Below are 25,307 nucleotides of genomic sequence, written 5' to 3'. Positions count from 1 at the left end.
TTTCTTTGCACTCTTTGGAGACGAAAATTATGGCGCGAGATGCGAAAGTTGTAGCGAATAGAGTTATGGCCTTACTGGGAGGTGAGGGCAATATCGCACAACTGAATCACTGTGCAACACGACTGCGTGTTGTGGCCAAGGACGATGAACAAGTCGATGCTGAAGGACTCAGCGCAATAGAAGGTGTACACGGGTACTTCTTCCAAAATGGTCAGCACCAAGTGATCTTGGGTACCGGATTTGTGGGTAAGGTTTTTGCCATTATGAAAGGCAATGAAGCCATTGAAGAAGCCCCACAAACTGAAGAGCAAAAAGACAAAGTCAGCACGTTCCAAACAGTAACACGTACTTTCTCTGACATCTTTGTTGCCATCATCCCAGCGTTGGTAGCAACCGGCTTACTTATGGGCTTGCGTGGGCTGTTGGTTAACGGCTTCGGTATTGAACTGTCTCCACAGTTAAATACGTTGTCTCAAGTTTTAACCGATACTGCCTTCATCTTTATTCCAGTATTGGTGACATGGTCTGCCATGCGCGTGTTTGGTGGTAACCCAGTGCTCGGTATTGTATTGGGCTTGATGCTGGTGGCACCGCAACTCGCCAATAAATGGGATGTCGCCTTTGGTAACGCCGAAGCGATGATGATTCCATTCATGGGCTACGAAATTGCGGTGACTGGTTTACAAAGCTCGATTCTTCCTGCGGTGTTTATGGGTTGGTTTGCTGCCTTAGTTGAGCGCACATCACGCAAACACATCCCTGAAGTTCTGGATTTGATTCTGACACCATTTATTACGTTGTTGGTCTCTTTGATTGCTGGCTTGGTGTTCGTTGGTCCAATCCTACTCGGCATTGAAAAACTCATTACCGAAGCCGTGCTCTACTTCTTACAAATCCCATATGGCATTGGTGGCTTGATTTATGGCGGCGCAATTCAATTCATGGCGGTAACAGGTATGCACCACACCATCGTGCCTATCACTATTGCGATGGTGACAGACACTGGCTTTGACTACATCAACCCATTAGGCACTGCCGCAATCGCTGGTCAGTTTGGTGCTGCAATGGCGGTAATGTCGATGCAGACAGACAAAGTAAAACGTACCGGTATGTTTGGCGCTGCGTTGCCAGCCCTGTTCGGTATCACTGAACCAGCGATGTTCGCTATCACTCTACCTCGCGTTAAACCGTTCTTGTATGGCTGTGTTGGTGGTGCATTAGGCGGCTGTTTGGGCGCGATTGCGGGTATCGGCTCTGCGGGTACAGGCGCAACTATGTTACCGGGCATTCTGCTTTACCTTGGCGGCGGTCTAGGAATGTATGTGCTTGTTATGTTGGTCGGTGCGGCTTCTGCTTTCGCATTAACAAAGCTACTTTACAAAGAGCCTAAATAATTTTTTTACCACCCATTTGAGTGAATATCTTTTTCTTGGAGTTGTTATGGATTTTTCTAATCGTCAAAATCGCTTTGTCCGAATTCACGAGGTGAGCGAGGAGTATTTGGCGGAGATTGAGCACAAAACACAAACAGACCCGTTTTACCCAAGCTACCACATCGCACCAAAGCACGGCCTGTTGAATGACCCGAATGGTTTGAGTTACTTCAATGGCGAGCACCATATTTTCTATCAGTGGTTCCCGCTTGGCCCAGTGCACGGTTTGAAGCACTGGTACCACGTATCGACCAAAGATTTCGTGAACTTTACTGACCGCGGTATCGCGATGTACCCAGACCAAGATTACGACCATCATGGTTGTTATACCGGTGTTGGTGTACCACACGATGACCAGTTGTACATTTTCTACACGGCGAACTTGAAAAAGGAGAATGATCAACGTCATCCGACTCAAGTTCTCGCGATTATGGACAAGCAAGGTAAAGTGGAAAAGAAAGGCGTAGTCGTGGATTTCGATCCAAATGCCTACACTGCAGAGATTCGTGACCCAGTGCTGGTTTGTCGTGACAACGATTATCACATGTTGATTGGCGCTCAAGATCACAACGAAAAGGGCACGCTGGCTTATTATCACGGCAACGATATTGATGATTACCACCATATGGGTGACATTGATGTGGGTCTCGAAGACTTTGGCTATATGTGGGAGTGTCCGAATTACTATGAAACCGATGAAAACGGGGTTTATATCTTCTCACCTCAAGGCGTGAGTTCAGATAATAAGTACGATCTTAAGAACGTCTTCTCAGTGGTTTACATGGTCGGTGAACGTATTGATTTTGAATCAAAAGTCTTCAACAACCAAGGCTACCGTGAGCTTGACAAAGGCTTCGATTTCTACGCGCCACAAACTTATCTGGATGACCAACAACGTCGCATCCTTATTGGCTGGCTGGGCAACTCAAAAAGTGACTACCCAACAGATAAGAATGGCTGGGCACACATGTTGACTCTGCCACGTGAGTTGACGATTGATGGTAGCTACCTAATTCAGACACCACTGAAAGAACTTGAAGCGCTGCGTCAAAACTCAGTGGATGTTGAAGGCTCTACACCGGTGGCATTAACGTCACGTTCGTTTGAGTTGGAACTGAATGTAGATGAGTCTTTCACTCTGACTCTGGCTAACCAGAAAGGTGAGCAGATGGTGTTCCAAGGTGATCGCGATGAGCTGATTCTGGACCGCTCTCACGTTTCTCATCTACACGCGGAAGCATACGGTACTGTTCGTTACGCACAGCGCCTAGAGCAAGCACAAACCATTCGCGTTTTTGTCGATAACTCAGCGATTGAAATTTTTGCTGACAACGGGAAGACAGTGTTCACCTCTCGAATCTTCATCGATGAGTTGTCTCTGGTCACGCTCAATAATGCGACTGGCACACTGCATTACATGTCTGCGATACAGGCTACTCGCTAGCCACCAATAAATTATTCCAAAACAAAAAAAACAAGGCCCTCGTCGGGGAGGGCCTCTTATTGCCAAAATATAGGGTTTAGCATGAAAAATACACTAAAAATGTCGCTCGCTGCGGCTTCAGTAATGGCTGCAATGACAGCTAACGCTGGAATCAGCATTGTTGATACGGAAGAAGGTAACTTCTCTGTTGGCGGTAACGTCGAGTTGAACTTCAACTACCAAGACCGTGAATCACACGACAATAATGACAGCGAATTCAACCAAGACGGCCGTGTTTTAATCGAATTTGCTGGCGAAAAGTACGCGAGCAATGGCCACTATGTGGGTGTTAAAGCACAGCCTCTGTTTGAGAGCACAGGCAATATTGCACTGGATGATGCGTACTTTGAGTTTGGTAAGAAAGACGGTTGGTCAATTAAAGCGGGTCGCTTTGAAGCTTACGACATGTTCCCTGTTGGTCTTGATGTATTCCTAGAATACTCAGGTGACACAGCTAACGACCTTTATTCAGACGGTGCAGCTTACACGTACCAAGCGAAAGAGGCGCGTGGTCGCGGCTCAGACGGCCAAATCATGTACAGCCAAACTTTTGGCAACTTGTATGTTGAAGTCGGCGCAATGCTAGGTGACCGCTCTAACTTGTTCGATGGCGGCATTGAAGGTAAATACCACGGCGAGCAAATTGACACAGTTAAAGATTCATTCCTAGTTCGCCCAGTTGTGGCTTACCAAATGGGTGACTTCAAGGTAGCCGCTTCAGTGGAAACCAACCTCGTTTCAGACGCGATTGTGGCGAACGGTGTTGATATCTCAGATCGAACAGGCTATGGCTTAACGGGTAACTGGACCAGCGGTGATTGGAGTGTTAATACGAACGTTGCTTACATGGATGCTGTAGACGAAAACAACCTAACAGCCGGTGTTAATGCACTCTGGAATAACTTTGGCTTAGGCTACATTCACGCTAAAAATGAGTATGAAAACAAAGAGTTTTCTTCTTGGGCTGAAGGCGACGTAAACGTATCAACTTGGTATGCATCTTACGCATTCCGTGATGTACTTGAAGTACAAGATTTTTCAATCCTTCTAGGTACATACTACACGATGGTGGATAACAAACTGGACCAACAATCGGACGCATCAGCCTTTGCTGAAGAAGACGATTTCGGTGCTCGTGTACGTCTGTTCTACGAATTCTAATTTAAACGTCGTTACTAGAGGCAAAGTGATATGAACAAGGTTTGGGTAACTGGAGATGCTGTTGTGGACTTGATTCCAGATGGCGAGACTCGTTATTTAAAATGTCCAGGTGGCGCACCAGCAAACGTTGCTGTGGCAATCTCTCGATTGGGCGGTGATACTGCTTTCTTTGGTCGAGTGGGGCAAGATCCACTAGGGCGCTTTATGAAGCAAACCCTAACGGATGAGAAGGTCAATACTGATGACATGCTTCTAGATGAAGCTCAGCGAACATCTACAGTGATTGTCGATTTAGATGATGATGGTGAACGCAGCTTTACCTTTATGGTTAAGCCAAGTGCCGACCAATTTTTCAGCGTCGAAGACATCCCAACATTTGCATCTGGGCAATGGATGCACAGCTGTTCTATCGCTTTAGCTAACGAGCCATCACGCAGCACAACGCTTGAAGCGATGAAGCGAATGAAATCAGCAGGCGGCTTCATTAGTTTTGATCCTAATCTAAGAGAAGAGGTATGGTCAGACCCATCTCAGATCCAAGAGGTGGTGATGAGTGCGGTGAATCAGGCAGACGTAGTGAAGTTTTCTGAAGAAGAGCTGACGTTCCTGACAGACACTGACACCCTCGATACGGCTTTGGACGCATTAAATGCAGCACGTAACAAACTGATTATCGTGACGCTAGGCGCACGTGGTGCACTGGCTGTTTACAATGGTGAACGTCGAGTGATTAAGGGCACTAAAGTTGAGCAAGTTATTGATACAACAGGTGCGGGTGATGCATTCGTTGGTGGCTTGCTAGCCAAGCTGTCTCAGAATACTGACTGGCGCTCTTGGACTCTGGTCGAAGCTGCCGTGCACTGGGGCAATGGCTGTGGCGCACTTGCGACGACTCAAAAAGGCGCGATGACGGCGCTACCAAGTTTGCCTCAGCTAACGGAGTTGGTCGGAGAATAGCGATTACTACTTTTTAACTTTATACTGAAAAGTCGCTCCAAAAGAGTGACTTTTTCTTATCTAAAAATGGGTTAACTGCCGACAACAAAACTGAAGAGGCTTCTCTCTCGCTCCTCATTATGAATAACTTCCCATACCTGTAGTTATTCATTTATCTCTAATTTAACAAAGTCACTAACTCACTTTTGTCCAAAAATGAGTTGGGCTAACCTTCCTCATGCCGCAACACAGCCACAAACGCATCCAAATATTGTTCGATAGTCAGGTCTGCAGATACGGGCGGTAGCTCTACGGTAATGCATGGCAGGTTTCTTTCTTGGCACCAAGTGCCGAATGAGCCTGGGGTTTCGTAATCCACGTCTTCGACGAACGGTAGGTTGAACTGCTTGCTTAGCCAAGTGGCAAGTTCCGATTGGGTTGGGTCGTCGACCATAGCGAGTGGCTCGTGGAAAGAGATGACGAATTTAGGTTGGCGTTGTTCAATGAGGTTGATGAGCGATTGCACTTCAGGCTCTAGTTGTTCGGCTTGGCCTGTTTTCACTTTTACATCTCTGACTGGTGTGTGAGAACTCCAGCGGTAGACGGTGCCGTCTGCTGTCCAGTTTTGAGTAGGGAAGGCGCGGTTTAGATCGACCTGATTGGCGTTGGCGCGAGTACCTAACTGGTTGCCATCTGGGTTCATCGACAGAATCACATCGTGTCGTAAATTGGCGGCTGGCAAGCTTCTTAGCGCGCAAGATAATCCCGCGATAGATGCGGTTTCATCGCCGTGTGTGCCCGCTAAGATCAGCCCGCGAGATTCGCTTTCGATTTGCGCGGGGAAATAGAGCAAAGGTGCACCCAACACCGATTTTCCATATGACAGAGGCTTTATTGAAAACGCAGCTCTTTCCGTTCTTGGAATTAAACTCACCTTAATCTCCTGATTGATCAAGTACTATCAAGTATTCACTATTGGCTATATTAATCATTAACTAAGTCCATTAGATGAACCCCTTTTAATAAACCATAGCGTCAAAACTCGTCAACCGTCGCATTGTTAATTTTATTACTTGCTTCAAAGATAGGCTAGGAGAGCAAACAAACATGGATTTTAAAAAACATTCAACGGCTTTACTCATTTCATCTTTATTGACCCCTTTTATATCAGTAACTGCCGTCGCTGAAACCTTACCTGCCGGTGTTTCGCTGGCAAAAGACCAACATTTAGTTCGCGCGAACGATGCAGAAGCGGCGACGCTTGATCCTGCGAAAGCAGAAGGCCTGCCGGAAATGCACATTCTACGCAACCTATTTGAGGGTTTAGTGATTCAAGATCGCGATGGCAATATTACGCCAGGTGTAGCGGAATCTTGGGAAACCGAAGATAACCAGACCTTTGTATTCCACCTGCGTAAAGACGCGAAATGGTCGAATGGCGATCCGGTGACGGCCGATGATTTCGTGTATGCGATAAGACGTGCGGTCGACCCGAAACTCGCTTCGCCGAATGTGTGGTATCTCAAGCTTACTCAAATCAACAACATTGCTGACGTAGCAGAAGGTAAAAAGCCTGTTGAAGAGCTTGGTATTTCCGCTGTCGATAAACACACGGTGAAGTTCGAGCTTGATAGCAAAGTGCCATACTTTGTGGCGATGACGGGCCACACATCTATGATGCCCGTTAATAAGGCAACGCTAGAGAGCAGCGATAAGCCATGGAACGATCCTAAGCAGTTTGTGGGGAATGGAGCATTTGTTTTAGAAGAGTGGGTGGTGAATGAGCGTATTGAGCTAAAGAAAAGCCCGAAATATTGGAACAGTGCAAATACGCACTTAACCCAAGTGACTTACATTCCGTTCGAAAACCAAAACGCTTCGATTAACCGTTATGCGGTGGGTGAGGTGGATATTACGTCTGATGTACCGACACACATGGCGCAGCAGCTTAAAAGCAAATATCAAGATGCGTTTACCGCGGTGCCTCTGCTGTGTACTTATTACTACGCGTTCAATACCACGCGTCCTCCATTCGATGACGCGCGAGTGCGTAAAGCGGTGTCTTATTCGATGATGCGTGATGTGATCACCAATGGTGTAACTCAGGTGGGGAATCTACCCGCTTATACCTTTGCCCATGAGTACACAGCAGGTTTTGATGCCACTCAGCCTGAATACAGCACATGGACTCAAAAGGAGCGTGACCAAAAGGCAAAAGAACTGTTGAAAGATGCAGGCTACGATGCGGTTAATCCATTGGATTTCAAACTGCTCTACAACACCAGTGAATCGAATAAGTCGATTGCGGTGGCTATCGCTTCCATGCTGAAAGGCAACCTAGGCGCGCAAGTTGAGTTGGAAAACCAAGAGTGGAAATCTTATCTAGTATCACGTCGCCAAGGTGATTTTGATGTGATGCGGGCTTCTTGGTGTGGCGACTATAATGAAGCGTCGACTTTCTTGAGCCTATTGCGCTCGGGTTCTTCTGGTAACTTTGCTCGTTACAATAACGACAAGTACAACGCAGCAATGGACAGCGCCTTAGCCGCAACCAATGAGAAAGATCGCCAAGGTTTCTATGACCAAGCGGAGCAGTTACTGGCTGAAGATATGCCTATCGCGCCAATTTATTACTACATGCAGGCTCGCTTAGTGCGACCAAGTGTTGGTGGCTTTGCGAAGAACAACGTAGAAGGGCGAATCTATTCTAAGGATCTTTACATCAAAGAGTAATTAAGCATGACTAGGGCGTGTTGACCTTTCGTGGTTAAATTTTGTTCGAGATAAAAGCGTTTTAATCGCGGCGAGGGGGAAGTAGCCTAGTCATTCTAAGCAAATTTCCCTCAACAAAGAGTAAAACGCTTTTAGCCGAACCCTACGGGCAGCGTTTGCTGGTTATTTCTACTACGTTATCGGCTTCTCATGTAGGCTAGCTACACATCGACGCCTCTGCCTTGTATAAATACCCAGTAACTCGCTGCAAAAATCCGCTCGAAAGATCAACACGCCCTAGAGCATTAGTTTAATGAGCACTTTATTACAAGATTAAATAGTGACACATTTTTTTAGATGGAGATGGAGATGGAGATGGAGATGGAGATGGAGATGGTTGACTCTTTGCAAAGTATTTTGACAGTTCGTTGGCAAACTGGACCTGAGGGTGGTGAATAAACACAGAATCAACGAGTTAAAAAGGCGGAGGAGCAGATGAAAGAAGCAGGTTTACAACTCCATTTTTATCGAATTAAATTGGCTGGATGCGACCAAGTGGATGGAAGCTATGATTTTCATTATAATTTGTTATGATTAATCGCTGAATTTAAGGCTTAGATGTGTGCATTTATGCGAATCAGGCCTGATTACCTAAAATCAAATGAGAGTAGGAAGATAGTAAAATTATACCATGCTCAGTAACATTAAAATGGTATAAAATTCTATCATATTTAAGGAAAAATATGGCCCCTTTCCCGTTAGACATAAAAACTCTAAGTATAGTTTTTATTGTTTTCTCACTAACTTTTAGTATCGGTTTGTTGCTATTTCAGTCAGCGCAAAAGAAAGTACTAGGTCTTTCCCTCTTTTCATTATCCATATTTGTGATTGGGCTTGGTACAACTATATTGAGTCTGAGAGGCGTCATTCCTGATTTCATCAGTATTATTATTGCCAATGTCACGATTTCCTATGGCTTTCATTTGGTATTGTATAGCCTGACTATCTTTCGTAACCACTCATTTGATGTTGTTCGTTACAGCCGCATAGCTTTAGTCATGATTTTAGTTAGTTTTGTTTACTTTACTTATTATGAACCTTCCATAAAAAATCGTATCATTGCCATTAGTCTTTACTTGTCTTTTGTAACCGCAAGCTCGGCTACTGTAATACTTAATGGAAAAAAGAAAGACCTCACTTTAGCTGTGAATATGATGGCTTTAACCTTTATTATTTATAGCCTCTTCATGTTTTTCCGAGCGACAAAGTCACACTTCGCATTGAAAGAGACCAATGATTTTATCAGTGGTAACTACTTGAATGAATATACGTATATTTTTAGCATTGTTTTAATTGTCTCCATGTCCTTTTCAATGCTTTGGCTAATTAATGCTAGGTTAGTACATTCACTTCAATGTCTTTCACAACAAGATCCTCTTACGACATTACAGAATCGCCGTGCTCTAGACAAAGCGGTGCAAAGGTACCTTGCACAAGTTAATCACCAGCCAGTGAGTATCGTATTATTAGACATTGATAACTTTAAACAGGTGAACGATCAATTTGGGCATATTGTTGGTGACGACGCCATAAAAGCCTTAGCCAAAACAGTGTTGAGTATAGTCGATTTACCTAATACGGTTTTTCGACTTGGAGGAGATGAAATTCTTATTTGGTTACCGGATTCGAATCTTGAGCAAGCTGCAGCTCTTTCAGAACAATTACGCTCTGCCATTGGACAGATTAGACTTGAAGAGCATCCATCTTTGCAAGTTACATCAAGTTTCGGTATCAGTTCACTATCAGAAAATGAAAAGTGGAAAGATTGTGTAGATCGGGCTGATAAAGCTCTTTATCAAGCAAAGCTCAAAGGAAGAAATACTATTGTGATTGAAGAATCATGTGAAAATTACTCGATATCAACAAAAGCGGTAAGTCACTCCTAGTTTAACTTAGAGCTGGTATTCAGTGAGAGACTAACATTCACACAAATCGTTCTGAACATGTTTAACCCTGAAAGGTTTTTTCGCGCAGAGCGATGATGTAAATTGACAAACTAAGGTTAAAAATAAAAGCGCGAGCGGTAGATTGCGATTTACGTTATGAGCAGCTTGTAACACATGAATCATGACACATTAGATGGAGAGACAGCAGCTAACGATGAATAAGGTAAAAAAGCATCCGGTAAATATAGTCCTCAGTTACTTAATAATTTCATTTTTATGGATTTTTTTCTCTGACCTCGCGGTTGAGTCGCTATCCAGTGATTTACAAGAACATGCCTTAGCACAGACAATCAAAGGTCTGATCTTTATCATTCTAACGTCTACCTTATTGTGGATAATGGTTCGGAAAAATAATCGAGATTTAGAGAGCGCTAACGACCTTGATAGTGTAACCGGGTTGCATAGTCCATCAGTTTTTTATCGATACTTAAATAAAAGGCTGAACAAATCTCAGGCTACGGACCAGTATGTCCTCTTTTTACTTGATATTGATAACTTCAAATCAGTCGCTGATCAGATTGGGTTCGAAAGTACTCATTCATTTTTAAAAGACATCGCACGATCTATTGAACTTCCTGTAGAGCATCAACCTCTTTCGTCACGGGTACACTCCGATGGTTTTGCGTGTTTAGTCAAGCTCAATGATAAGGAAGATATTGAACCCTACATTGCTCTCGTACATCGTAGATTTAACCAGTGTGCTTATCGTTATAATACCAATGCCACTTGTTGTATTGGTGCTGCTTTATTTCCCTCGGATGGTAATAGTGGTAAGCAACTCATGGCATCTGCGACCCATGCTTTAACTGAAGCAAAGAAAAGTAAAAATACGATTGAATTTCATGACCCCAAACTCACTGAAATTGAACGTCAGCGTCAAGAAATGGTGCAAGAGTTACGTAAAGCGATTGATGACAAAGCGATTGATATTGTGTTTCAGCCAAAATATGACATTGGAAGTAACTCCGTCGCTGGCGTTGAAGTATTGTCTCGTTGGACGCATGAACGCTATGGTGCCGTTTCACCGGATATCTTTGTTGCGTTAGCCGAAGAGAATCATTTTTGTCGTGATTTGACCACGTTAGTTCTAGAGAAAACTGCGGTACAACTAAGAGCCTGTGGTTTGCTCGGGAGTGTGTTAAATAGTGTCTCGGTCAATATTTCAGCGGTAGAGCTAAATAGCGTGGATGACATGGACCATCTGGATAATTATCTACGCAAGGATCCCGAGTTCGCTCGCTTACTTTGTCTTGAAATCACGGAAACCGCTATTTTAAAAGATATAGATCAGTGTGCAATCGCTGTTCAAAAATTAAAAAAACATGGGGTTTCTTTTTCGATAGATGACTTTGGGGTTGGTTACACTTCTTTTGGTATATTTAGCAAGTTGGATGTTGATGAGATTAAAGTCGATCGCAGTTACATCAATGGGTTAGAAGATGATTATCGCTCTAGAGCCATAACGTCTGGTATCATTGATATAGCACGAGGGTTTGGCATTAGTGTAGTGGCTGAAGGGGTTGAAAATGCTCAACAACTGTCAATTTTGAAAACGTTAAATTGCGAACAAGCCCAAGGTTATTATCTGGGCTACCCGATGCCATATAAACAGTTGAAAGAAAGTCTCACCTCTGAAATAAAACCGTGTCCGATAACATAACCGAATACTTTTTATAGGTAGCTTGTTTAGGTTGTAGATGGGTAACATTATATAAATAAACTCAGACGCTAAAAAGGGTGGTACTTAAATACGTCTTCAACCATTGAGTTGAGTAAATCGATATCGTCACAGGTTTTGGCGTAAGTACGCAGGCCTGCGATTTGAACCTGAACATGACGAGCAAGTTGAGTCGGTTCGCGCTCTTTACTGATCTCACCCAGTTCTTGCGCTTCTGTAATCAACTTGGCGAACTCACCTTCCATGATCTTTAGTGATTTCTTCGCTTCTGCTAATAGCTCTGCGTGTTCATCAGTCAGTTCTGCGACCGTTTTAGCCAGCATACACATGCCGTTTGGCGCGCTCTGTTTCGATTCGACAACGGCGCGTTTTACGAAGTTTTCCAGCGCTTTGATAGGCGATTCGTTTTCACCGCGGAAGCGGTTCAGATTAAGAATGCCAAGTTCGGTATAGCGAGCAAGCGTCTCTTTAAACAAACCTTCTTTGCTGCCGAACGTCGCGTAGATGCTGCCCGGGCGCATATCAATCACGTCTTGCAGGTTACGCATAGAAGTCGCATGAAAGCCCTTTTCCCAATACAGGTTCGTTGCTTTATCTACTACGTCTTGTCTATCGAACTTAGCGGTCTTAGCCATAACATCTACTTCATTAATCTGAACATATGTTCAATATTTTATGCTGAACGCCCGTTCTAGTAAAGGTGTGTTTGGCTGCTTTGCACAGGCTTAGGACATCAAAGAGTTAATAAAAATCCGGATCATCAGGAAATCATCTTAATCATCAATAACTTCTACGGTCTTGTGCTGAGCGCCGTAGTAGGTACCTTCATCGATGGTGTACATCAATGTTGCGTCGCACTCTGGACAATCGAATTCCTCATTGGGCTCAATGGCCGCTTCTTCTACCCATTCCCAACCGATATGTTCTTCGCAAGCGGGACAATCCATACAATATCTCTCAGTTGTTGTCGCATATTTATTGCGAATCTCTACTTTAATAATTCGGCATTATACATATTTAGTTAACGAGGAATAGACAGTTAATCAGCGCAGAATAGGGAGTTGGTTAGTTGTGAATCAATCGCTGGTGAGCGTTGAATTTATAGTTAGTTCTGAATATATCGTTTTCTCTGAGCACATAATTGGTGCAGGCCTACCCCTTTTGGGTGGTAAAAATGTGTCAGTTTTCAGTCGATTGCGTCAATAAAATGTTGTCGCACGTGTTTTTGGTATCGTTAGGTCGCTTAGCTAATAGTTTTATCGGTAAATCAATGAATTTTGTAAGGTTAAATGTTACCTTCATCGCATCGCGATCTGTGTGGCACGGTAATTGATGCACATTGATCAAGTTGAATAATTATACAGTCACAATTGAGGCGCATCTTAATTAAAGATGTGCGAGTTAGATGACTGAAAAGATTTGTTAGCTGCTAGGAAATAAAAATGAAATTAACCGATATGTCTTTTAAGCAAAAAATCATCGCTTTGCTTATTTTACCGATTTTAGGTTTTCTATGGCTGAGTGTTTCTGCTATTTCAAAAGGCGTAGAAACCACCAGTGAAATGACATCATTAAACCAACTTACGCGTTTATCAGTCGTGTACAGCGAATTGGTGCATGAGTTACAGAAAGAGCGTGGAATGACGGCTGGATTTATCGGCTCACAGGGCACCAAGTTTGTCAGTGAACTACGAGCTCAAAGAGCCAGTGCTGATAATAGACGTAATCTGAAAACAGAATACTGGCAATCTGCGGGGATCGACTTACCGCAAATCGCTCGTCTGAACACTGAAATAAGCCAAAGCTTAAATCAAATTACTTCTATTCGTAATCGAGTCGATTCTCAATCGATTCCACTTTCTGAAGCTTTAGGTTACTACACCAAACTCAATGCCAAGTTACTCAGTGTTTCTGCATTAATTGCAGAGCTGAGTTCTGATGCCACTATCACTAAAGAAACCATCGCTTACTACAACTTTTTACAAGGTAAAGAGCGAGCGGGTATCGAGCGTGCTGTCCTAAATAATACCTTCTCTAAAAATGAATTTGGCCCAGGCATGTTGGTTAAATTCATCTCTTTGGTGACTGAGCAAAATACCTACTTCTCGAACTTTAAAGTGTTGAGTAACCCAGACAACGTGCGATTTTTTGAGCAACAGTTAAATGACCGCTCGGTGGCCGAAGTAGAAAAGCTTCGCGATTTAGCGGAATCTAAAATGAGTGGTTTTGATGTCGACCCTGTCTACTGGTTCTCTCAATCAACGGCACGTATTATTCAGCTGAAGAAGACAGAAAACCATTTAGCAGAATCATTGATCACGCTTACGGAGCAAAAAGCTGCCAGTGCTCGATCGGCAATGATTACCAGTATTGCTATTTTTGTCGTAATTACCTTGTTCTCGACCTTTGTTAGCGTTAAAGCAATTACCGATCTGACGACTCGAGTGAAAGATTTAACGAGAGTGCTTTCAAAAGTACGTGATGAGAATGACCTAACGGTACGTGCGACTTACGAAGGTAAAAGTGAATTAGGTCAGATCTCGTTGTCGCTTAATACCACTCTAGAGAAGTTCTCTGAAGTTATCGACAACCTGTCTCAATCTAGCCTGACACTCGCTTCTGCTGCAGAAGAGACAGCGCAAACTTGCCAATACAACTCCAACACCTTAGTTGATCAACAAGACCAAATTGGCTTAATTGCAACTGCGACAGAAGAGCTTTCAGCAACCGTAAACGAAGTCGCGGCTAAAACACAACAAACAGCAAGTTCAGCTAAGTTGGCTAATAAACAGTCACAAGAAGGCTTGAGCACGGTTCAGCACTCTTATCAATCGATTGAAAACCTAGCGTCTGAGATTAACGATCTGGCTGAAAAAATTGCCCACCTACACGACAGTAGCAATAACATTAACAGCGTGATTGACGTGATCAAATCGGTTGCTGACCAAACCAACTTACTCGCGCTAAACGCGGCGATTGAAGCCGCACGTGCTGGTGAACAAGGTCGTGGTTTCGCAGTCGTGGCGGATGAAGTTCGGACATTAGCACAGCGCACTCAAGAGTCTACCTTGGAAATTGAAGGCTTCATTGGCTCACTACAAGCAGACGTGCAAACCGCGTTTAACGTGATTGATAACAGCAAGGAGATGTCGTCAAGAGCCGTTGAGGACTCACGAGGAGTAGAGAAAACTCTGCAAGATATTTCAGTTGCAGTGAGCGAGATATTTAGCATGACAGAACAGATTGCAACCGCAACCGAAGAGCAAGCAGTTGTGACTCAAGATATTGCTCAGAACGTTATGGCGGTAGAGCAGAAGTCGACAGAATCTACGACAGGTGCAACGCAAATTGCGGCGACAGCCAAAGAGCAAGCAGAACTAGCAGCCTCACTGAAACAACTCTCTAATACTTTTAAGAGTTAAGAGTTAAGAGTTAAGAGTTAAGAGTTAAGAGTTAAGAGCTTGATACGAAGATATGACTCACCTACAGCGGGCATATCTTCGTTAGGCGCTAGAATTAGTGTACGTGTTTAGCGATAAGCTTCGCTAAGGTGACTATCCCTTCCTTCCACTCTTTACTCTCTTCAATATTGGCAACAGTGAATCGCAAACAGTTCCTGTATTGGTCATTAGTCCCAAATACTGTTCCGGGTAAAATGCCTAACTTATGTTTTAAACAATCTTGATAGACCGTGTAGCTATCGACCGATTCAGGTAGTGTTATCCAGTTTAGAAAAGATCCCTCTGGCTTCGATAAATGATAGCGTCCTTTAAGGTGTGGGTAGCTATCTAATGCTTGTATTAACAGGCTTTGGAATTGCTTTTGATTGGTTTGGTAGAGCCGTTTCATTTTGGATAAATGACTGCGATATTTACCGGTAGTGAGGAATTGCCCCACTGCGGATTGCATCAAATTTGAGCTGCCCATGTTGTCGCAAAGCTGATACTTTTCGACCAAAGGTTGGTAACGCCCCGACAGTAGCCAGCCAATTCGCAAGCGCGAGTCTAAGGTTTTAGATAGTGAGTTCACATAGATAACCCGATCTTGGTTATCAAGTTCTTTGAGGCTGGCGATTGGTCTATCAAACGCCAGACTACCAAACACATCGTCCTCGATGAGCGGTAAAGAGCCAGTGACCTCTAATAATAACTCACGGTTAGCTAACGGCATTCGCGAACCTGTTGGATTGGTAAAGTTCGGTGTGAGAAGCAGCGTTTTTACTTGCCATTTATCAAGTGCACTTTGTAGCGATGGGATGTCTATTCCGTGGCTAACACTGCTTGGTATCTCTAGAGCCTGCAAACCCAGTGATTCAAGTAGCAGCAAGTTGCCGAAGTAACACGGTGACTCTACCGCTACGATGTCGCCCGGCTTGGTTAATGCCCGTAAAGCCAGGCTGATCGCTTGTTGCGCACCATGAGTAATCGCAATCTCTTTCGATCCCGCAGGTACGCCTAGATCATGGGTGATCTTTAACAATTGCCTTACTAATTGCTCGTCACCGGGCGGTAACTGGTAATAACCCGGTAATTGGGTTTGTAAACGGCTGTGTCGACCGATTTCGGCATATAAGCTACGAATGGCGGGGTTGTTGATGTTGGGATGGGCAGAGCCAGCCAGCAGTTTTAAACGACCTTTCGGGGGAGAGAGTACAGATTTTGTGACTGACAATAGATCAACTTTTTGAGGTTGGCTTGGCGTATCCCAATTAGTGGTATTAGGTGCTTTGACGCGATAACCCGATTTGGGAACAGAATAAACCCAGCCTGTCGCTTCGAGTTCTTGATAGGCTCGAATCACGGTATTTTTACTTACCCCAAGTTGTTCACTGAGTTGGCGAATAGAAGGTAATCGGTCATCGGGGTGAAACAAGCCTTTCTCTATCTGATCTTTAATGTGCTGCTCGGTCGCTAGATATTTGTTGCTGCTGAGTTCTACGTCCACACATTCACCTCTCGTTTGTTTCTCAATCTGTAACCATTAAAAGTATTATATCTGTATCTTTATTACTTATCTGTACCCAACTAAGGTAACAGCATTGATGAAGAGTTGACCAGAGGTTTGTAATGCTGATTAAAATGATTCCGTTTGTGTTTGTAATATTGTGGTCATCGGGCTTTGTTGGCGCACGTCTTGGTGTTGAATACGCCGAGCCTGCGACGTTACTTTCACTTAGGATGGTCGCTAATGTCGCGCTGTTTTTAGTTTTGATAGCGTTTCTTAAGCGTCGTATTCCTCGTGGTCGAGCATTTTTTCACGCCTGCGTGGTGGGCATTCTGATTCATGGTTTCTACCTTGGTGGAACGTACTTTGCTATAAATTTTGGCATGCCTGCGGGGCTCAGTTCGTTACTTGTTGGCTTACAACCTATTCTCACGGCACTGATCATGGTCAGCTGCACGTCACAGCGTTTTAACGCCGCTCAATGGCTTGGCTTATCGCTTGGTTTTGCCGGTATTAGCTTAGTGTTGATGGGGAATATTGAATGGCAATCGGATGATCAAAAAAGCATTGCGACATTATTGTGCTTAGTCTCCCTGGTTGGCATTACCTGCGGCACTTTATACCAGAAGCGCTTTTGTCAGGGGACTGATATGGTGGGTGGGGCGATGGTGCAATACCTAGCAGCCGCGGCCTTGTTTCTTCCTTTCGCGATGCGTTACGAAACCATGCAAGTGAACTGGACTCTGGAGTTTACTCTAACGCTTGCTTGGCTCGTGATTGTTCTATCGTGCGTAGCAATTCTGTTGCTGTTGTATATGGTTGAGCATGGTGCATCCTCAAGCGTAGCATCGGTGTTTTATTTAGTTCCGCCAACGACGGCAATTCAAGCTTGGCTTATTTTTGGCGAGTCGTTTGACACCTATGGTGCAATGGGGTTTGCCTTGTCAGCTACAGCGGTATATTTGGTAGTGAAGAAGCCAGTTTTAATGAAACCGCGAAGACGAGCTGCATTAGACTGATAGCAATAAAAAGAGCCTGAATTATATTCAGGCTCTTTCTGGTGAGTTGTTTGTTAGCGACTAAGAATTAGCGCTTCATCAAGCACGCATAAGCTGTTGTAAATGGAGCTTCTTGGTATTGCTTAAGGCCAGTTTCTTTGAACTTCATCATAAGAGGGTTACGCTTAAGGCTTTCTTTGATGTCAGTTGGTGACACAACAGTGACGTCTAGTCCATCGATCAACTGAATTACTGCTTCTAGTTTGAAGCCAAAACCACCGCCAGCAAATTTACCTTTTGTTTGGCGTTGACGAATCACAACTTTGTCTACTTGGTAATCTTCCATTAACTTTGCAAATGAGAATTGAAAGTCTTTCATATTCTGTGTGTCGTTTGCGTCGCTAATCGCAACCTTAGAAACTCGGCAATCAGGGATGTTAAATACACCATCTGATAGAGAAAGAAGACAGATGACTGCGTCGTTACCTTTGATTTCAACACCACAAATTTTCATGTTTATACCTATTTACTTTTGAGCCGTACATTATGGTTCTATTTCTATGACTTCTCCAGTATTTGAGCATATCTGTGGTAAATAAGTACAATATTTCCTTTGGTTTTATCTTTTTCAAGTTGCCCCTTGCTTAAACATTCGGCAGTCGATACAGGGGGGCCATGAGTGCTAAGGTTTTGAAAGTGGCTTTAGCAAGTCATGTTGCTGATCATGCAATGGGTCTTCGGATACAGTATTGAGCTGACGGTGATGTCTATGGGGCGTTTAGGGGGATTGGTTTTTAATGGTTGTAGTCGGTATCTCTATGCACATAACCTATCGAGCATGGTGACACTGATTTGTAACTTCAATACACTGTCTGGGTAACCATTGTTCAGTATAGGGTAAATAAAGGTATGGCCAATTGGGAAGGGGTAAGTGAGTTTGTTGCAGTGGCAGAACGTGAAAGTTTTACCAGTGCGGCGCAGAAGCTTGCAACGTCAGTGGCTCAAATAAGTCGTAGAGTCGCGAACCTTGAAGAGCGTCTCGCGGTTAAATTATTAAACCGAACCACGCGCAAAGTCTCTTTGACAGAAGCTGGCCAGCTTTACTATCAACAATGTAAGTTGTTAGTTGAAGGTTTAGAAATTGCAGAACTTGCGGTTACACAGATGCAATCTACACCAAAAGGTCTGCTGAAGGTCACCGCTCCTGTGACCTATGGGGAACGTCAACTTGCCCCAATTCTTCACCAATTCTTAAAGCTCTACCCACAGGTAGAATTAGATCTGATGTTAACCAACCAAAAGCTTGATCTTATCGACTCAGGTGTTGATGTAGCGATTCGCTTAGGTCGCTTAGAGGACTCTAGCCTGGTAGCAAAGAAGCTCTCACAGCGACAACTCTATGTTTGTGCTAGCCCCAAATATATTGAACGCTCTGGAGAACCACATACGCTCTCGGAATTGACTAATCATCAATGTTTGGTGGGTGGTTTTGAACATTGGCGTTTCAAAGAAAACGGTCGCCCTCGTTCTGTTCGTGTCAATGGGCGTATTAAGTGCAACAGTGGTCTCGCATTGCTGGATGCAGCGAAGCAGAGCATTGGCTTGGTTCAATTACCTGAATATTACGTAAGCGAAGATCTAGAGTCGGGAGAGTTGGTTGAAGTGCTGTCTGATTATCGAGACGATAAAGAGGGGATTTGGGCGCTTTATCCGCAGAACCGCAATTTGTCTTCAAAGGTTCGCCTGTTAGTGGAGTTTCTTTTCGAGCAATTGGGTTAATGGTATGAACCGAGCTGTCTTTGAGTAAGTACAGAATATTGGCTCTATTTGAATGGCTTCTTTGTATTAATGCATCATTAAACCAAAATTGGGCTTCAGAATAGAGATTCTGAAGCCCAATACTTAGTTAATGCGAGACACCTTTAAACATCAAAGTACTGTGTACAGGCTTAAATTAGACGGTGAAGCGATCCACCAAGTGATACAGCTCATTTGCACGACTATTGAGGTTTTGGCTACCAGTACGGTTTTGATTCGCGAGTTCCGCCGATTGCGAGCTTTGGTCGGAAATCACAACAATACGTTGAGATATCTCTTGGCCAACAATGTTCTGTTGTTCTGTCGCTGTTGCAATAAGCGAATTCATGTCCATGATGGTATCTATCGACGCTTGAATTTTCGCCAGAGCTGCAGCCGCAGCATTTGCTTCTTCCACCGTTTGAGCACTGCGATTTTGGCTCGAATCCATCGCTTTTACAGCAGCATCTGAAGCGGCTTTTAGTTGTTGGATCATTTTGTGGATGTCGCCCGTACTTTCTTGAGTTCGGCTTGCAAGTTTACGAACCTCATCGGCAACTACGGCAAACCCACGTCCTTGCTCACCGGCACGTGCGGCTTCAATCGCGGCATTTAATGCTAGTAGGTTGGTTTGCTCGGCGATGTCTTGGATTACCGCCAGTGAAGACGAGATATTCTGTACATCGCCTTCTAAACGAGATACCACTGTGTTCGCTTCTGATACTTCGCTCGCGAGGCCAGCTACCGAGTTTGCAGCAGCATTGACAATCTGTTGAGCTTCTTTGGCGTTGTTTTCCGCTTGTTTTGCAGAATCCGCAGCCTGACTTGCATTACCAGAGATCTCTTGTGCGGTAGTGGTCATCTCTGTCATTGCTGTTGCGACTTGTTCTGTTTCTTCACGTTGGCCAGTAGCAATCTCATCGACCTGAGCGGCGCGAGAAGACATGCTGGTGGTCTCTGATACGACCTGCTGACCCACATCACTTACGCTGCGAATAATAGTTTGTAGACTGGCAACGAAGGCATTGAAGTTTTCGCTAAGCCTGGTGAACTCCGGTGCTTTGAACGCCTCCATTCGAGCGGTTAAATCGGCTTCGCCACTCGCAAACGCGCTAATCGAACGATCAAACTGCTCTAGGGGTTGCATGATCGTTCTATTCACAGCAACAGCGAATACGGCGACAACAAGGGCAATCAAACCACAGAACATTGCGATAGCAGTCAATGAGCTTTGTAGCGCAGCATTGGAGCTTTCTTTCATCTCGGCAATAACAGCGTCGATGTCATCAGTGTAGAAGCCAGTACCCAACATCAAATCCCACTGTGGAACAAATACTGAGTAGCTTAATTTTGGTAACGCGACAGATTGACCTGGTTTAGGGAAATAGTAAGTTGTGAACTCACCCAATTTAGCGTTCTTGATGAGGTCGCGGATTAAGTAGTTACCTTGCTTATCTTGCAGATCGTAGTAGTTGTTACCAATTCCATCTTCACTTTGCCCAACCACGACTCGGACACCTTTCGAGTCATAACCAAAAATATAGCCAGACTCGCCATATTCTAAGGTTCTCAATGTTGGTAAGGCTTCTTCTAGCGTTGCACCTCTATCCAAGAATGGACTGATCGAAGAGTAGGCCATTTGTAGATATGCTTTGAGTTCCTTTTCTTTCATCGCCATCATATTGCTACGCGTCGATTCTACTTGCTGTTCGGTTAGCTCGGTGCTCTTCATATACGTCACGCTCATCATGCCAATTGCCATTAGTAGCAACGGAATGAAAGAGAGAATATAAAGGCGATTTTTGATGGTTAGGGTCATGTCACGCTTCCTGTGCGATTGTCCAATGCAGTTTTCAACAGATTATTAATGTGAATTAAAAATGTAAATGAACTTGTTGTTTAATTGCTATCCTAAATAACATTTGTTTTGTAAATATGAAGGTGGTTCTGTTTTCTGCTCGTGAGGCCTATGTAATCAGGGTCAGTGCACGTCGTTATCTGGTTGTTTATGTGCTTTTGCATTAGACATTGCTTTGTTAGAATGCGACGCTTTGTAGCACCCTGCTATGCCTATTCGTTAAGTGAGAAAATTCATGAACAAAAGCCATGTGACTATTGGTCTAACTAACCCAAAGAGCCCGACGAATGTTGGTGCTGTTATGCGCGCGGCGGGTTGTTACCAAGTCGATGAAGTTAAATACACAGGGCAACGCTACGAAAAAGCCGCGAAATTCCACACTGATACTAAGAGTGCAGCGCGTACGATCCCGCTTACTGGCGTGGAGTCATTTTTAGATAACCTTGAGCTTGAAACCCAAATTGTGTGTGTAGAACTTGCAGAAGGTGCAACACCGCTTCCGCGTTTTAAACATCCAGAAAATGCTATCTATATTTTTGGCCCGGAAGACGGGTCTATTTCTCAAGATGTCGCTGATAGAGCGGATCATGTTGTTTATGTGCCAACGGTTGGCTGCATGAATTTGGCAGCAACAGTGAATGTTCTGCTTTATGATCGTCTTGCAAAGTCAGAAGAAATGGACGAAAGCAACGAGCTTATTAAAAAAAGCCGCGATAACCGTAATCATCTGCTAATCAAAGAAAAGTAAATCTCTTCTTGTCGTGTTACCTATCCTGTAATATCTATCCTGTAAGCAATCGGAGAAACCACTCTCTTTATACTTTACTAGAGAGGTTATCTTCCCTTAAAGAACTGCAGCAGTTACGCACTTGTCTTAACCTTTCAAACCTCATATTAAAGGGTTACTTGCTCAGTTTAATAGCACCACACAGGCAGCTATATAGATAGACAACTTTATAGATAACAACTTTGCTAATACAACAACCCAAACTTGAGCTTGCTCGTTGAACCATAAGGACATCAATGTGAATCTAAGACAACTGGAAGTCTTTTACGCCATCATGCAAACCGGCACCGTATCTGGAGCCGCACGTAATCTGCATGTGTCACAACCTAACGTGACGCGTATTCTGGCGCACACAGAGCAACAACTCGGGTTTGGTTTATTTGAAAGAGTTAAAGGGCGCTTAGTACCAACGGTTGAAGCGAAAACTTTGTTACCGGAAGCGGAGAAGGTCTACCAACAGCTGGGTCAATTTCGTTCTTTGACCAACAAAGTCAAGCAAGGCCATCAGCATTTACGTATTGGTGCGCCACCGATTCTGGCGACCAAATTATTGACACCAGTGATCGCCCAAATGTCTCGTGAGCAAGAACTCTCTTTTGAGTTACTAACAGCCAACCGTGACGAACTGTGTGCTGGGCTATTAAAGCATGAGTTAGATATTGCTATTGCGTTTGGGGATGAAGCGCCGCCGGCGGTATTGGCTGAAACGTTATTGACCCAATCACTGAAGGTTCTGGTTCCATCAGATCGAGTTGATCATTTACCCACTGAATTGACCCTGGATGATCTGATTCGTTCTCCGCTGCCAATCATCGGGCTTGATAGTCGAGATCCGCTGGGTTTGCTGCTGCATCAAAGCTTGATAGCGCGAGATGAGCATTATCATCATCCGATATCCGTTCGTGGTTACAGTGCAGCTGCGGAACTGGTGAAGCACCAAGCGGGGCTTGCAATTGTGGATCCGTGGACGGCCGCTCAATACCAAGATGATGAAGCGGTTTGCATGTTGCCACTGAAGCCAGACATACAATTCTCGGTTTCGATTTTGTTTGCGGAACACTCGCCACAGTCGATTGCGGTTAAGCAGTTCATTTCAGCATTACAGTGCTCTTTCTAACTCCTCACTTTTTGAGCATTACTTAACTTTTCACCTATAACCTTGCGTTATAGACATTCGATAAATAAGCATTCGGCACCTTCGAAGTTCTTAATTAAAGTAAATTCATACAAGGACTTATTAATTAGGAATGCTCATGTCTATCGCTCAACCTTACCTTCTTTTTCTTGGGGATGTTACTGACCCACTCGCTGCAAAAACCGCTCGCGGTATTCATCAATGGCGACCAGAAATCTGCCTCGGCCAACTGCGTTTAACAGGCAATACGGTTTCTCTTGGTTTAACGGATATAACCTTACAAGAGGCGCAAGCACAGGGCGCGAAAACGTTAGTCATTGGCACAGCAAACCCAGGTGGCGTTATTCCTGACTCTTGGCTGCCAACCATAATGGCAGCTGCAGAAATGGGATTTGAGATTGCGTCTGGCATGCACCAACGCTTGAGTGAATTTTCACCGCTTGCTGAGATGCAACAGCGAGGGTTGACTAAGCTCCATGATGTACGCCATTTTGACGGTGATCTAAAGGTTGGTAACGGTAAGCCTCGTCAAGGTAAGCGCCTGCTTACTGTCGGAACAGATTGCTCAGTCGGTAAAATGTTTTCAGCTTTAGCCATTGAAGAATCGCTTAATAAAGCGGGAACATCTGCTCTGTTCAAAGCGACAGGGCAGACTGGTATCTTGATCGCTGGCAGCGGCATTTCGATTGATGCTGTAGTTGCGGATTTTATTTCCGGCGCGGTGGAAGCGATTAGCCCCGACTTTACCGACCACGAATGGGACATCATTGAAGGGCAAGGTTCTTTGTTCAACCCTTCGTTTGCCGGCGTCAGTTTGGGCCTTTTACATGGCGCACAAGCCGACGCCTTAGTGCTGTGCCATGAAGTAGGGCGACCACATATTCGCAACCTTCCTCATGCTCAACTACCAAGTATAGAACAGACGATTGGAGCCAACTTGCAAGCGGCGCGACTGACCAACCCAGACGCGACGCTGGTGGGTATCTGTTTGAACACGTCGGCGATTAGCATTGAAGATGCTGAGACATTGTGCCAAAAATGGACCACACTTTATCAAGTGCCAGTGACGGATCCAGTGCGCTTTGGTGTACAGCCCATTACTGATCATTTGCGACATTCATTATAACGCTTTCATCATTTCTACGTTTTCATTTGTTAAAGCAAACATCAACCGAGTGAAATTATGAAGATTACAGCAGAACCCATTACTATCGCGATGCAAACGGCTTTTCGCATCTCTCGTGGCAGCCGAACTGAGTGTCACGTTGTTCGTGTTTATATTGAGCATGATGGCAAACAAGCTCAGGGAGAGTGCACCCCTTACCCACGATACGGCGAGTCATCGGAGTCTGTGTTAGCGCAAATCCAACAAGCGTCTAGTGCTCTTGAAGGTATGTTTGAGAGAGGCGTTACCGATCCGGTAGAGCTAAGAGATCACCTTCAGTCTTTATTGATCGGAGGGGCAGCGCGAAATGCGGTCGATTGTGCGCTTTGGGATTTTGAAGCTCAGCAGAACGACCAGACCTTTCCAAACAGCTTGTTTGAGTTACCTGCTCAAATCGTGACAGCAATGACCGTCTCGATTGGCACACCGGAAGCGATGGCGACTCAGGCTCGAGACTATGTCGCGAATGGAGCAAAACTTCTAAAAGTGAAGCTTGATGGTGAACAAGTAGTAGAGCGTGTGCGCGCTGTCCGAGAAGCAGCTCCCGAAGTTAAAATTGTACTGGATGCCAATGAAGCTTGGACTGGATTGAATCTCGAAGAGCTGTTCAATCAGCTGACAGAATTTGATATTGCGATGATCGAGCAGCCGTTACCCCAACAGCACGATGCCTCACTGGCGCACATCAATCACCCGATACCATTGTGTGCCGATGAAAGTTGTCATACTACCTCACAGCTCTCATCGCTGTTGGGCAAGTATGAAATGGTCAACATCAAGCTTGATAAAACGGGCGGTCTGACTGAAGCCTTGGTACTTGCAGAAGAAGCCCAAAGGCTTGGCTTTACTCTTATGTCGGGCTGTATGCTCGGTACATCGTTGGCGATGCGAGCGGCGCTGCCTATTGCTGTTCAATCTGAGATTGTCGACCTTGATGGCCCTGTATTGCTCGGCCAAGACGTGTCTCCAGCGCTGACTTATCGAGATGGGATGATTATTCTTTAGTTCGTTGAGCCCGTTTAATCGATGGACATGACATGACATGAATGAAATCGTATGAGTGAAAACTTGTGCGATTTTTTCGATCTCTAGACCTCAACTTATTAAATAATCGTAGGTTTTGACTGCTTGATGGAGAGTTCTATTCGTATAATTTACGTGCGTATTGATAAAGTAATCACGTTTCTGTCGGTGCGGTCACTTTCTATTATCGC

The 25,307-nt window shown here is 44.4% G+C and carries 20 protein-coding genes; 14 read left to right on the top strand and 6 right to left on the bottom strand.

The genetic code is table 11. From position 1 onward, the window contains the following. Window positions 1–29 precede the first annotated feature (29 nt). The 4 genes from OCV24_RS15080 (at window position 30) to OCV24_RS15065 (ending at window position 5,034) form a co-directional block, all read left to right on the top strand. Window positions 30–1,394 (top strand): PTS transporter subunit EIIC, encoded by a 1,365-nt coding sequence (locus OCV24_RS15080; protein WP_150877694.1) that lies wholly within the window; start codon window positions 30–32, stop codon window positions 1,392–1,394. Between the two features lie 46 nt (window positions 1,395–1,440). Further along, complete coding sequence (locus OCV24_RS15075; protein ID WP_150877696.1) at window positions 1,441–2,877, top strand: sucrose-6-phosphate hydrolase; 1,437 nt, start codon at window positions 1,441–1,443, stop codon at window positions 2,875–2,877. An 81-nt stretch (window positions 2,878–2,958) separates the two neighbouring features. Beyond that, entirely contained in the window at window positions 2,959–4,077 is a 1,119-nt protein-coding gene (locus OCV24_RS15070) for a carbohydrate porin (RefSeq protein WP_150877698.1), read from the top strand. 30 nt (window positions 4,078–4,107) lie between these two features. Then, entirely contained in the window at window positions 4,108–5,034 is a 927-nt protein-coding gene (locus tag OCV24_RS15065; protein WP_137033498.1) for an aminoimidazole riboside kinase, read from the top strand. 205 nt (window positions 5,035–5,239) lie between these two features. Here the strand turns inward: OCV24_RS15065 and mpaA are convergent, their stop codons facing one another. After that, a complete protein-coding gene (mpaA, locus tag OCV24_RS15060) occupies window positions 5,240–5,947 on the bottom strand; it encodes a murein tripeptide amidase MpaA (protein WP_150877700.1) in 708 nt (235 codons plus the stop codon). Window positions 5,948–6,120: 173 nt separating this feature from the next. On the opposite strand from mpaA, the gene OCV24_RS15055 reads away from it, so the two are divergent. From OCV24_RS15055 to OCV24_RS15045, 3 genes are all read left to right on the top strand, one after another. After that, window positions 6,121–7,746 carry an ABC transporter substrate-binding protein gene (locus tag OCV24_RS15055; RefSeq protein ID WP_150877702.1) on the top strand — a complete coding sequence of 542 codons (1,626 nt, stop codon included), beginning with the start codon at window positions 6,121–6,123 and terminating at the stop codon, window positions 7,744–7,746. Window positions 7,747–8,468: 722 nt separating this feature from the next. Then, the gene (locus OCV24_RS15050) at window positions 8,469–9,671 is read left to right on the top strand and encodes a GGDEF domain-containing protein (RefSeq protein ID WP_017054862.1); all 1,203 of its coding nucleotides are present in this window, start codon (window positions 8,469–8,471) and stop codon (window positions 9,669–9,671) included. 214 nt (window positions 9,672–9,885) lie between these two features. Beyond that, window positions 9,886–11,391: a putative bifunctional diguanylate cyclase/phosphodiesterase gene (locus OCV24_RS15045; protein ID WP_077681783.1), complete on the top strand. Its 1,506-nt coding sequence runs from the start codon at window positions 9,886–9,888 to the stop codon at window positions 11,389–11,391. 68 nt (window positions 11,392–11,459) lie between these two features. Here the strand turns inward: OCV24_RS15045 and OCV24_RS15040 are convergent, their stop codons facing one another. Next, window positions 11,460–12,044 (bottom strand): TetR/AcrR family transcriptional regulator, encoded by a 585-nt coding sequence (locus tag OCV24_RS15040; RefSeq protein WP_150877704.1) that lies wholly within the window; start codon window positions 12,042–12,044, stop codon window positions 11,460–11,462. Window positions 12,045–12,182: 138 nt separating this feature from the next. Next, a complete protein-coding gene (locus tag OCV24_RS15035; protein ID WP_017054859.1) occupies window positions 12,183–12,356 on the bottom strand; it encodes a hypothetical protein in 174 nt (57 codons plus the stop codon). A 495-nt stretch (window positions 12,357–12,851) separates the two neighbouring features. Here OCV24_RS15035 and OCV24_RS15030 point away from each other — a divergent pair, with 495 nt between their 5' ends. Beyond that, complete coding sequence (locus tag OCV24_RS15030; protein WP_137008381.1) at window positions 12,852–14,831, top strand: methyl-accepting chemotaxis protein; 1,980 nt, start codon at window positions 12,852–12,854, stop codon at window positions 14,829–14,831. A 94-nt stretch (window positions 14,832–14,925) separates the two neighbouring features. Here the strand turns inward: OCV24_RS15030 and OCV24_RS15025 are convergent, their stop codons facing one another. Then, on the bottom strand, window positions 14,926–16,353 hold the full coding sequence (locus OCV24_RS15025) for an aminotransferase-like domain-containing protein (RefSeq protein WP_150877706.1): 1,428 nt from the start codon (window positions 16,351–16,353) through the stop codon (window positions 14,926–14,928). Window positions 16,354–16,475: 122 nt separating this feature from the next. Between OCV24_RS15025 and OCV24_RS15020 the strand changes: the two genes are divergently transcribed. Continuing rightward, on the top strand, window positions 16,476–17,372 hold the full coding sequence (locus OCV24_RS15020) for a DMT family transporter (RefSeq protein WP_017054856.1): 897 nt from the start codon (window positions 16,476–16,478) through the stop codon (window positions 17,370–17,372). A 67-nt stretch (window positions 17,373–17,439) separates the two neighbouring features. Here the strand turns inward: OCV24_RS15020 and OCV24_RS15015 are convergent, their stop codons facing one another. Beyond that, entirely contained in the window at window positions 17,440–17,865 is a 426-nt protein-coding gene (locus OCV24_RS15015; RefSeq protein ID WP_150877708.1) for a DUF3010 family protein, read from the bottom strand. 395 nt (window positions 17,866–18,260) lie between these two features. Between OCV24_RS15015 and OCV24_RS15010 the strand changes: the two genes are divergently transcribed. Next, window positions 18,261–19,130, top strand: coding sequence for a LysR family transcriptional regulator (locus OCV24_RS15010; protein WP_017054854.1), 870 nt, complete (start codon window positions 18,261–18,263; stop codon window positions 19,128–19,130). A gap of 175 nt (window positions 19,131–19,305) precedes the next feature. Here the strand turns inward: OCV24_RS15010 and OCV24_RS15005 are convergent, their stop codons facing one another. Beyond that, on the bottom strand, window positions 19,306–20,967 hold the full coding sequence (locus OCV24_RS15005; protein WP_017054853.1) for a methyl-accepting chemotaxis protein: 1,662 nt from the start codon (window positions 20,965–20,967) through the stop codon (window positions 19,306–19,308). A gap of 274 nt (window positions 20,968–21,241) precedes the next feature. Between OCV24_RS15005 and OCV24_RS15000 the strand changes: the two genes are divergently transcribed. From OCV24_RS15000 to dgcA, 4 genes are all read left to right on the top strand, one after another. Continuing rightward, a complete protein-coding gene (locus OCV24_RS15000; RefSeq protein ID WP_017054852.1) occupies window positions 21,242–21,754 on the top strand; it encodes an RNA methyltransferase in 513 nt (170 codons plus the stop codon). 277 nt (window positions 21,755–22,031) lie between these two features. Beyond that, complete coding sequence (locus OCV24_RS14995; protein WP_046224800.1) at window positions 22,032–22,910, top strand: LysR family transcriptional regulator; 879 nt, start codon at window positions 22,032–22,034, stop codon at window positions 22,908–22,910. 136 nt (window positions 22,911–23,046) lie between these two features. Beyond that, on the top strand, window positions 23,047–24,054 hold the full coding sequence (gene dgcN / locus OCV24_RS14990) for an N-acetyltransferase DgcN (RefSeq protein WP_102507602.1): 1,008 nt from the start codon (window positions 23,047–23,049) through the stop codon (window positions 24,052–24,054). A 57-nt stretch (window positions 24,055–24,111) separates the two neighbouring features. Then, on the top strand, window positions 24,112–25,098 hold the full coding sequence (gene dgcA / locus OCV24_RS14985; RefSeq protein WP_150877710.1) for an N-acetyl-D-Glu racemase DgcA: 987 nt from the start codon (window positions 24,112–24,114) through the stop codon (window positions 25,096–25,098). Window positions 25,099–25,307: the final 209 nt, after the last annotated feature.

Origin of the sequence: Vibrio kanaloae (assembly GCF_024347535.1) — a bacterium.
Classification (GTDB): Bacteria; Pseudomonadota; Gammaproteobacteria; order Enterobacterales; family Vibrionaceae; genus Vibrio; species Vibrio kanaloae.
This window is presented reverse-complemented; position numbering and strand designations above follow the sequence as displayed.

Bases quoted from the DNA above. Each gene is read 5' to 3' on its own strand.
- OCV24_RS15080 (WP_150877694.1), top strand. From the start codon at position 30: ATGGCGCGAGATGCGAAAGTTGTAGCGAATAGAGTTATGGCCTTACTG.
- OCV24_RS15075 (WP_150877696.1), top strand. From the start codon at position 1,441: ATGGATTTTTCTAATCGTCAAAATCGCTTTGTCCGAATTCACGAGGTG.
- OCV24_RS15070 (WP_150877698.1), top strand. From the start codon at position 2,959: ATGAAAAATACACTAAAAATGTCGCTCGCTGCGGCTTCAGTAATGGCT.
- OCV24_RS15065 (WP_137033498.1), top strand. From the start codon at position 4,108: ATGAACAAGGTTTGGGTAACTGGAGATGCTGTTGTGGACTTGATTCCA.
- OCV24_RS15055 (WP_150877702.1), top strand. From the start codon at position 6,121: ATGGATTTTAAAAAACATTCAACGGCTTTACTCATTTCATCTTTATTG.
- OCV24_RS15050 (WP_017054862.1), top strand. From the start codon at position 8,469: ATGGCCCCTTTCCCGTTAGACATAAAAACTCTAAGTATAGTTTTTATT.
- OCV24_RS15045 (WP_077681783.1), top strand. From the start codon at position 9,886: ATGAATAAGGTAAAAAAGCATCCGGTAAATATAGTCCTCAGTTACTTA.
- OCV24_RS15040 (WP_150877704.1), bottom strand. From the start codon at position 12,044: ATGGCTAAGACCGCTAAGTTCGATAGACAAGACGTAGTAGATAAAGCA.
- OCV24_RS15035 (WP_017054859.1), bottom strand. From the start codon at position 12,356: ATGGATTGTCCCGCTTGCGAAGAACATATCGGTTGGGAATGGGTAGAA.
- OCV24_RS15030 (WP_137008381.1), top strand. From the start codon at position 12,852: ATGAAATTAACCGATATGTCTTTTAAGCAAAAAATCATCGCTTTGCTT.
- OCV24_RS15020 (WP_017054856.1), top strand. From the start codon at position 16,476: ATGCTGATTAAAATGATTCCGTTTGTGTTTGTAATATTGTGGTCATCG.
- OCV24_RS15015 (WP_150877708.1), bottom strand. From the start codon at position 17,865: ATGAAAATTTGTGGTGTTGAAATCAAAGGTAACGACGCAGTCATCTGT.
- OCV24_RS15010 (WP_017054854.1), top strand. From the start codon at position 18,261: ATGGCCAATTGGGAAGGGGTAAGTGAGTTTGTTGCAGTGGCAGAACGT.
- OCV24_RS15005 (WP_017054853.1), bottom strand. From the start codon at position 20,967: ATGACCCTAACCATCAAAAATCGCCTTTATATTCTCTCTTTCATTCCG.
- OCV24_RS15000 (WP_017054852.1), top strand. From the start codon at position 21,242: ATGAACAAAAGCCATGTGACTATTGGTCTAACTAACCCAAAGAGCCCG.
- dgcN (WP_102507602.1), top strand. From the start codon at position 23,047: ATGTCTATCGCTCAACCTTACCTTCTTTTTCTTGGGGATGTTACTGAC.
- dgcA (WP_150877710.1), top strand. From the start codon at position 24,112: ATGAAGATTACAGCAGAACCCATTACTATCGCGATGCAAACGGCTTTT.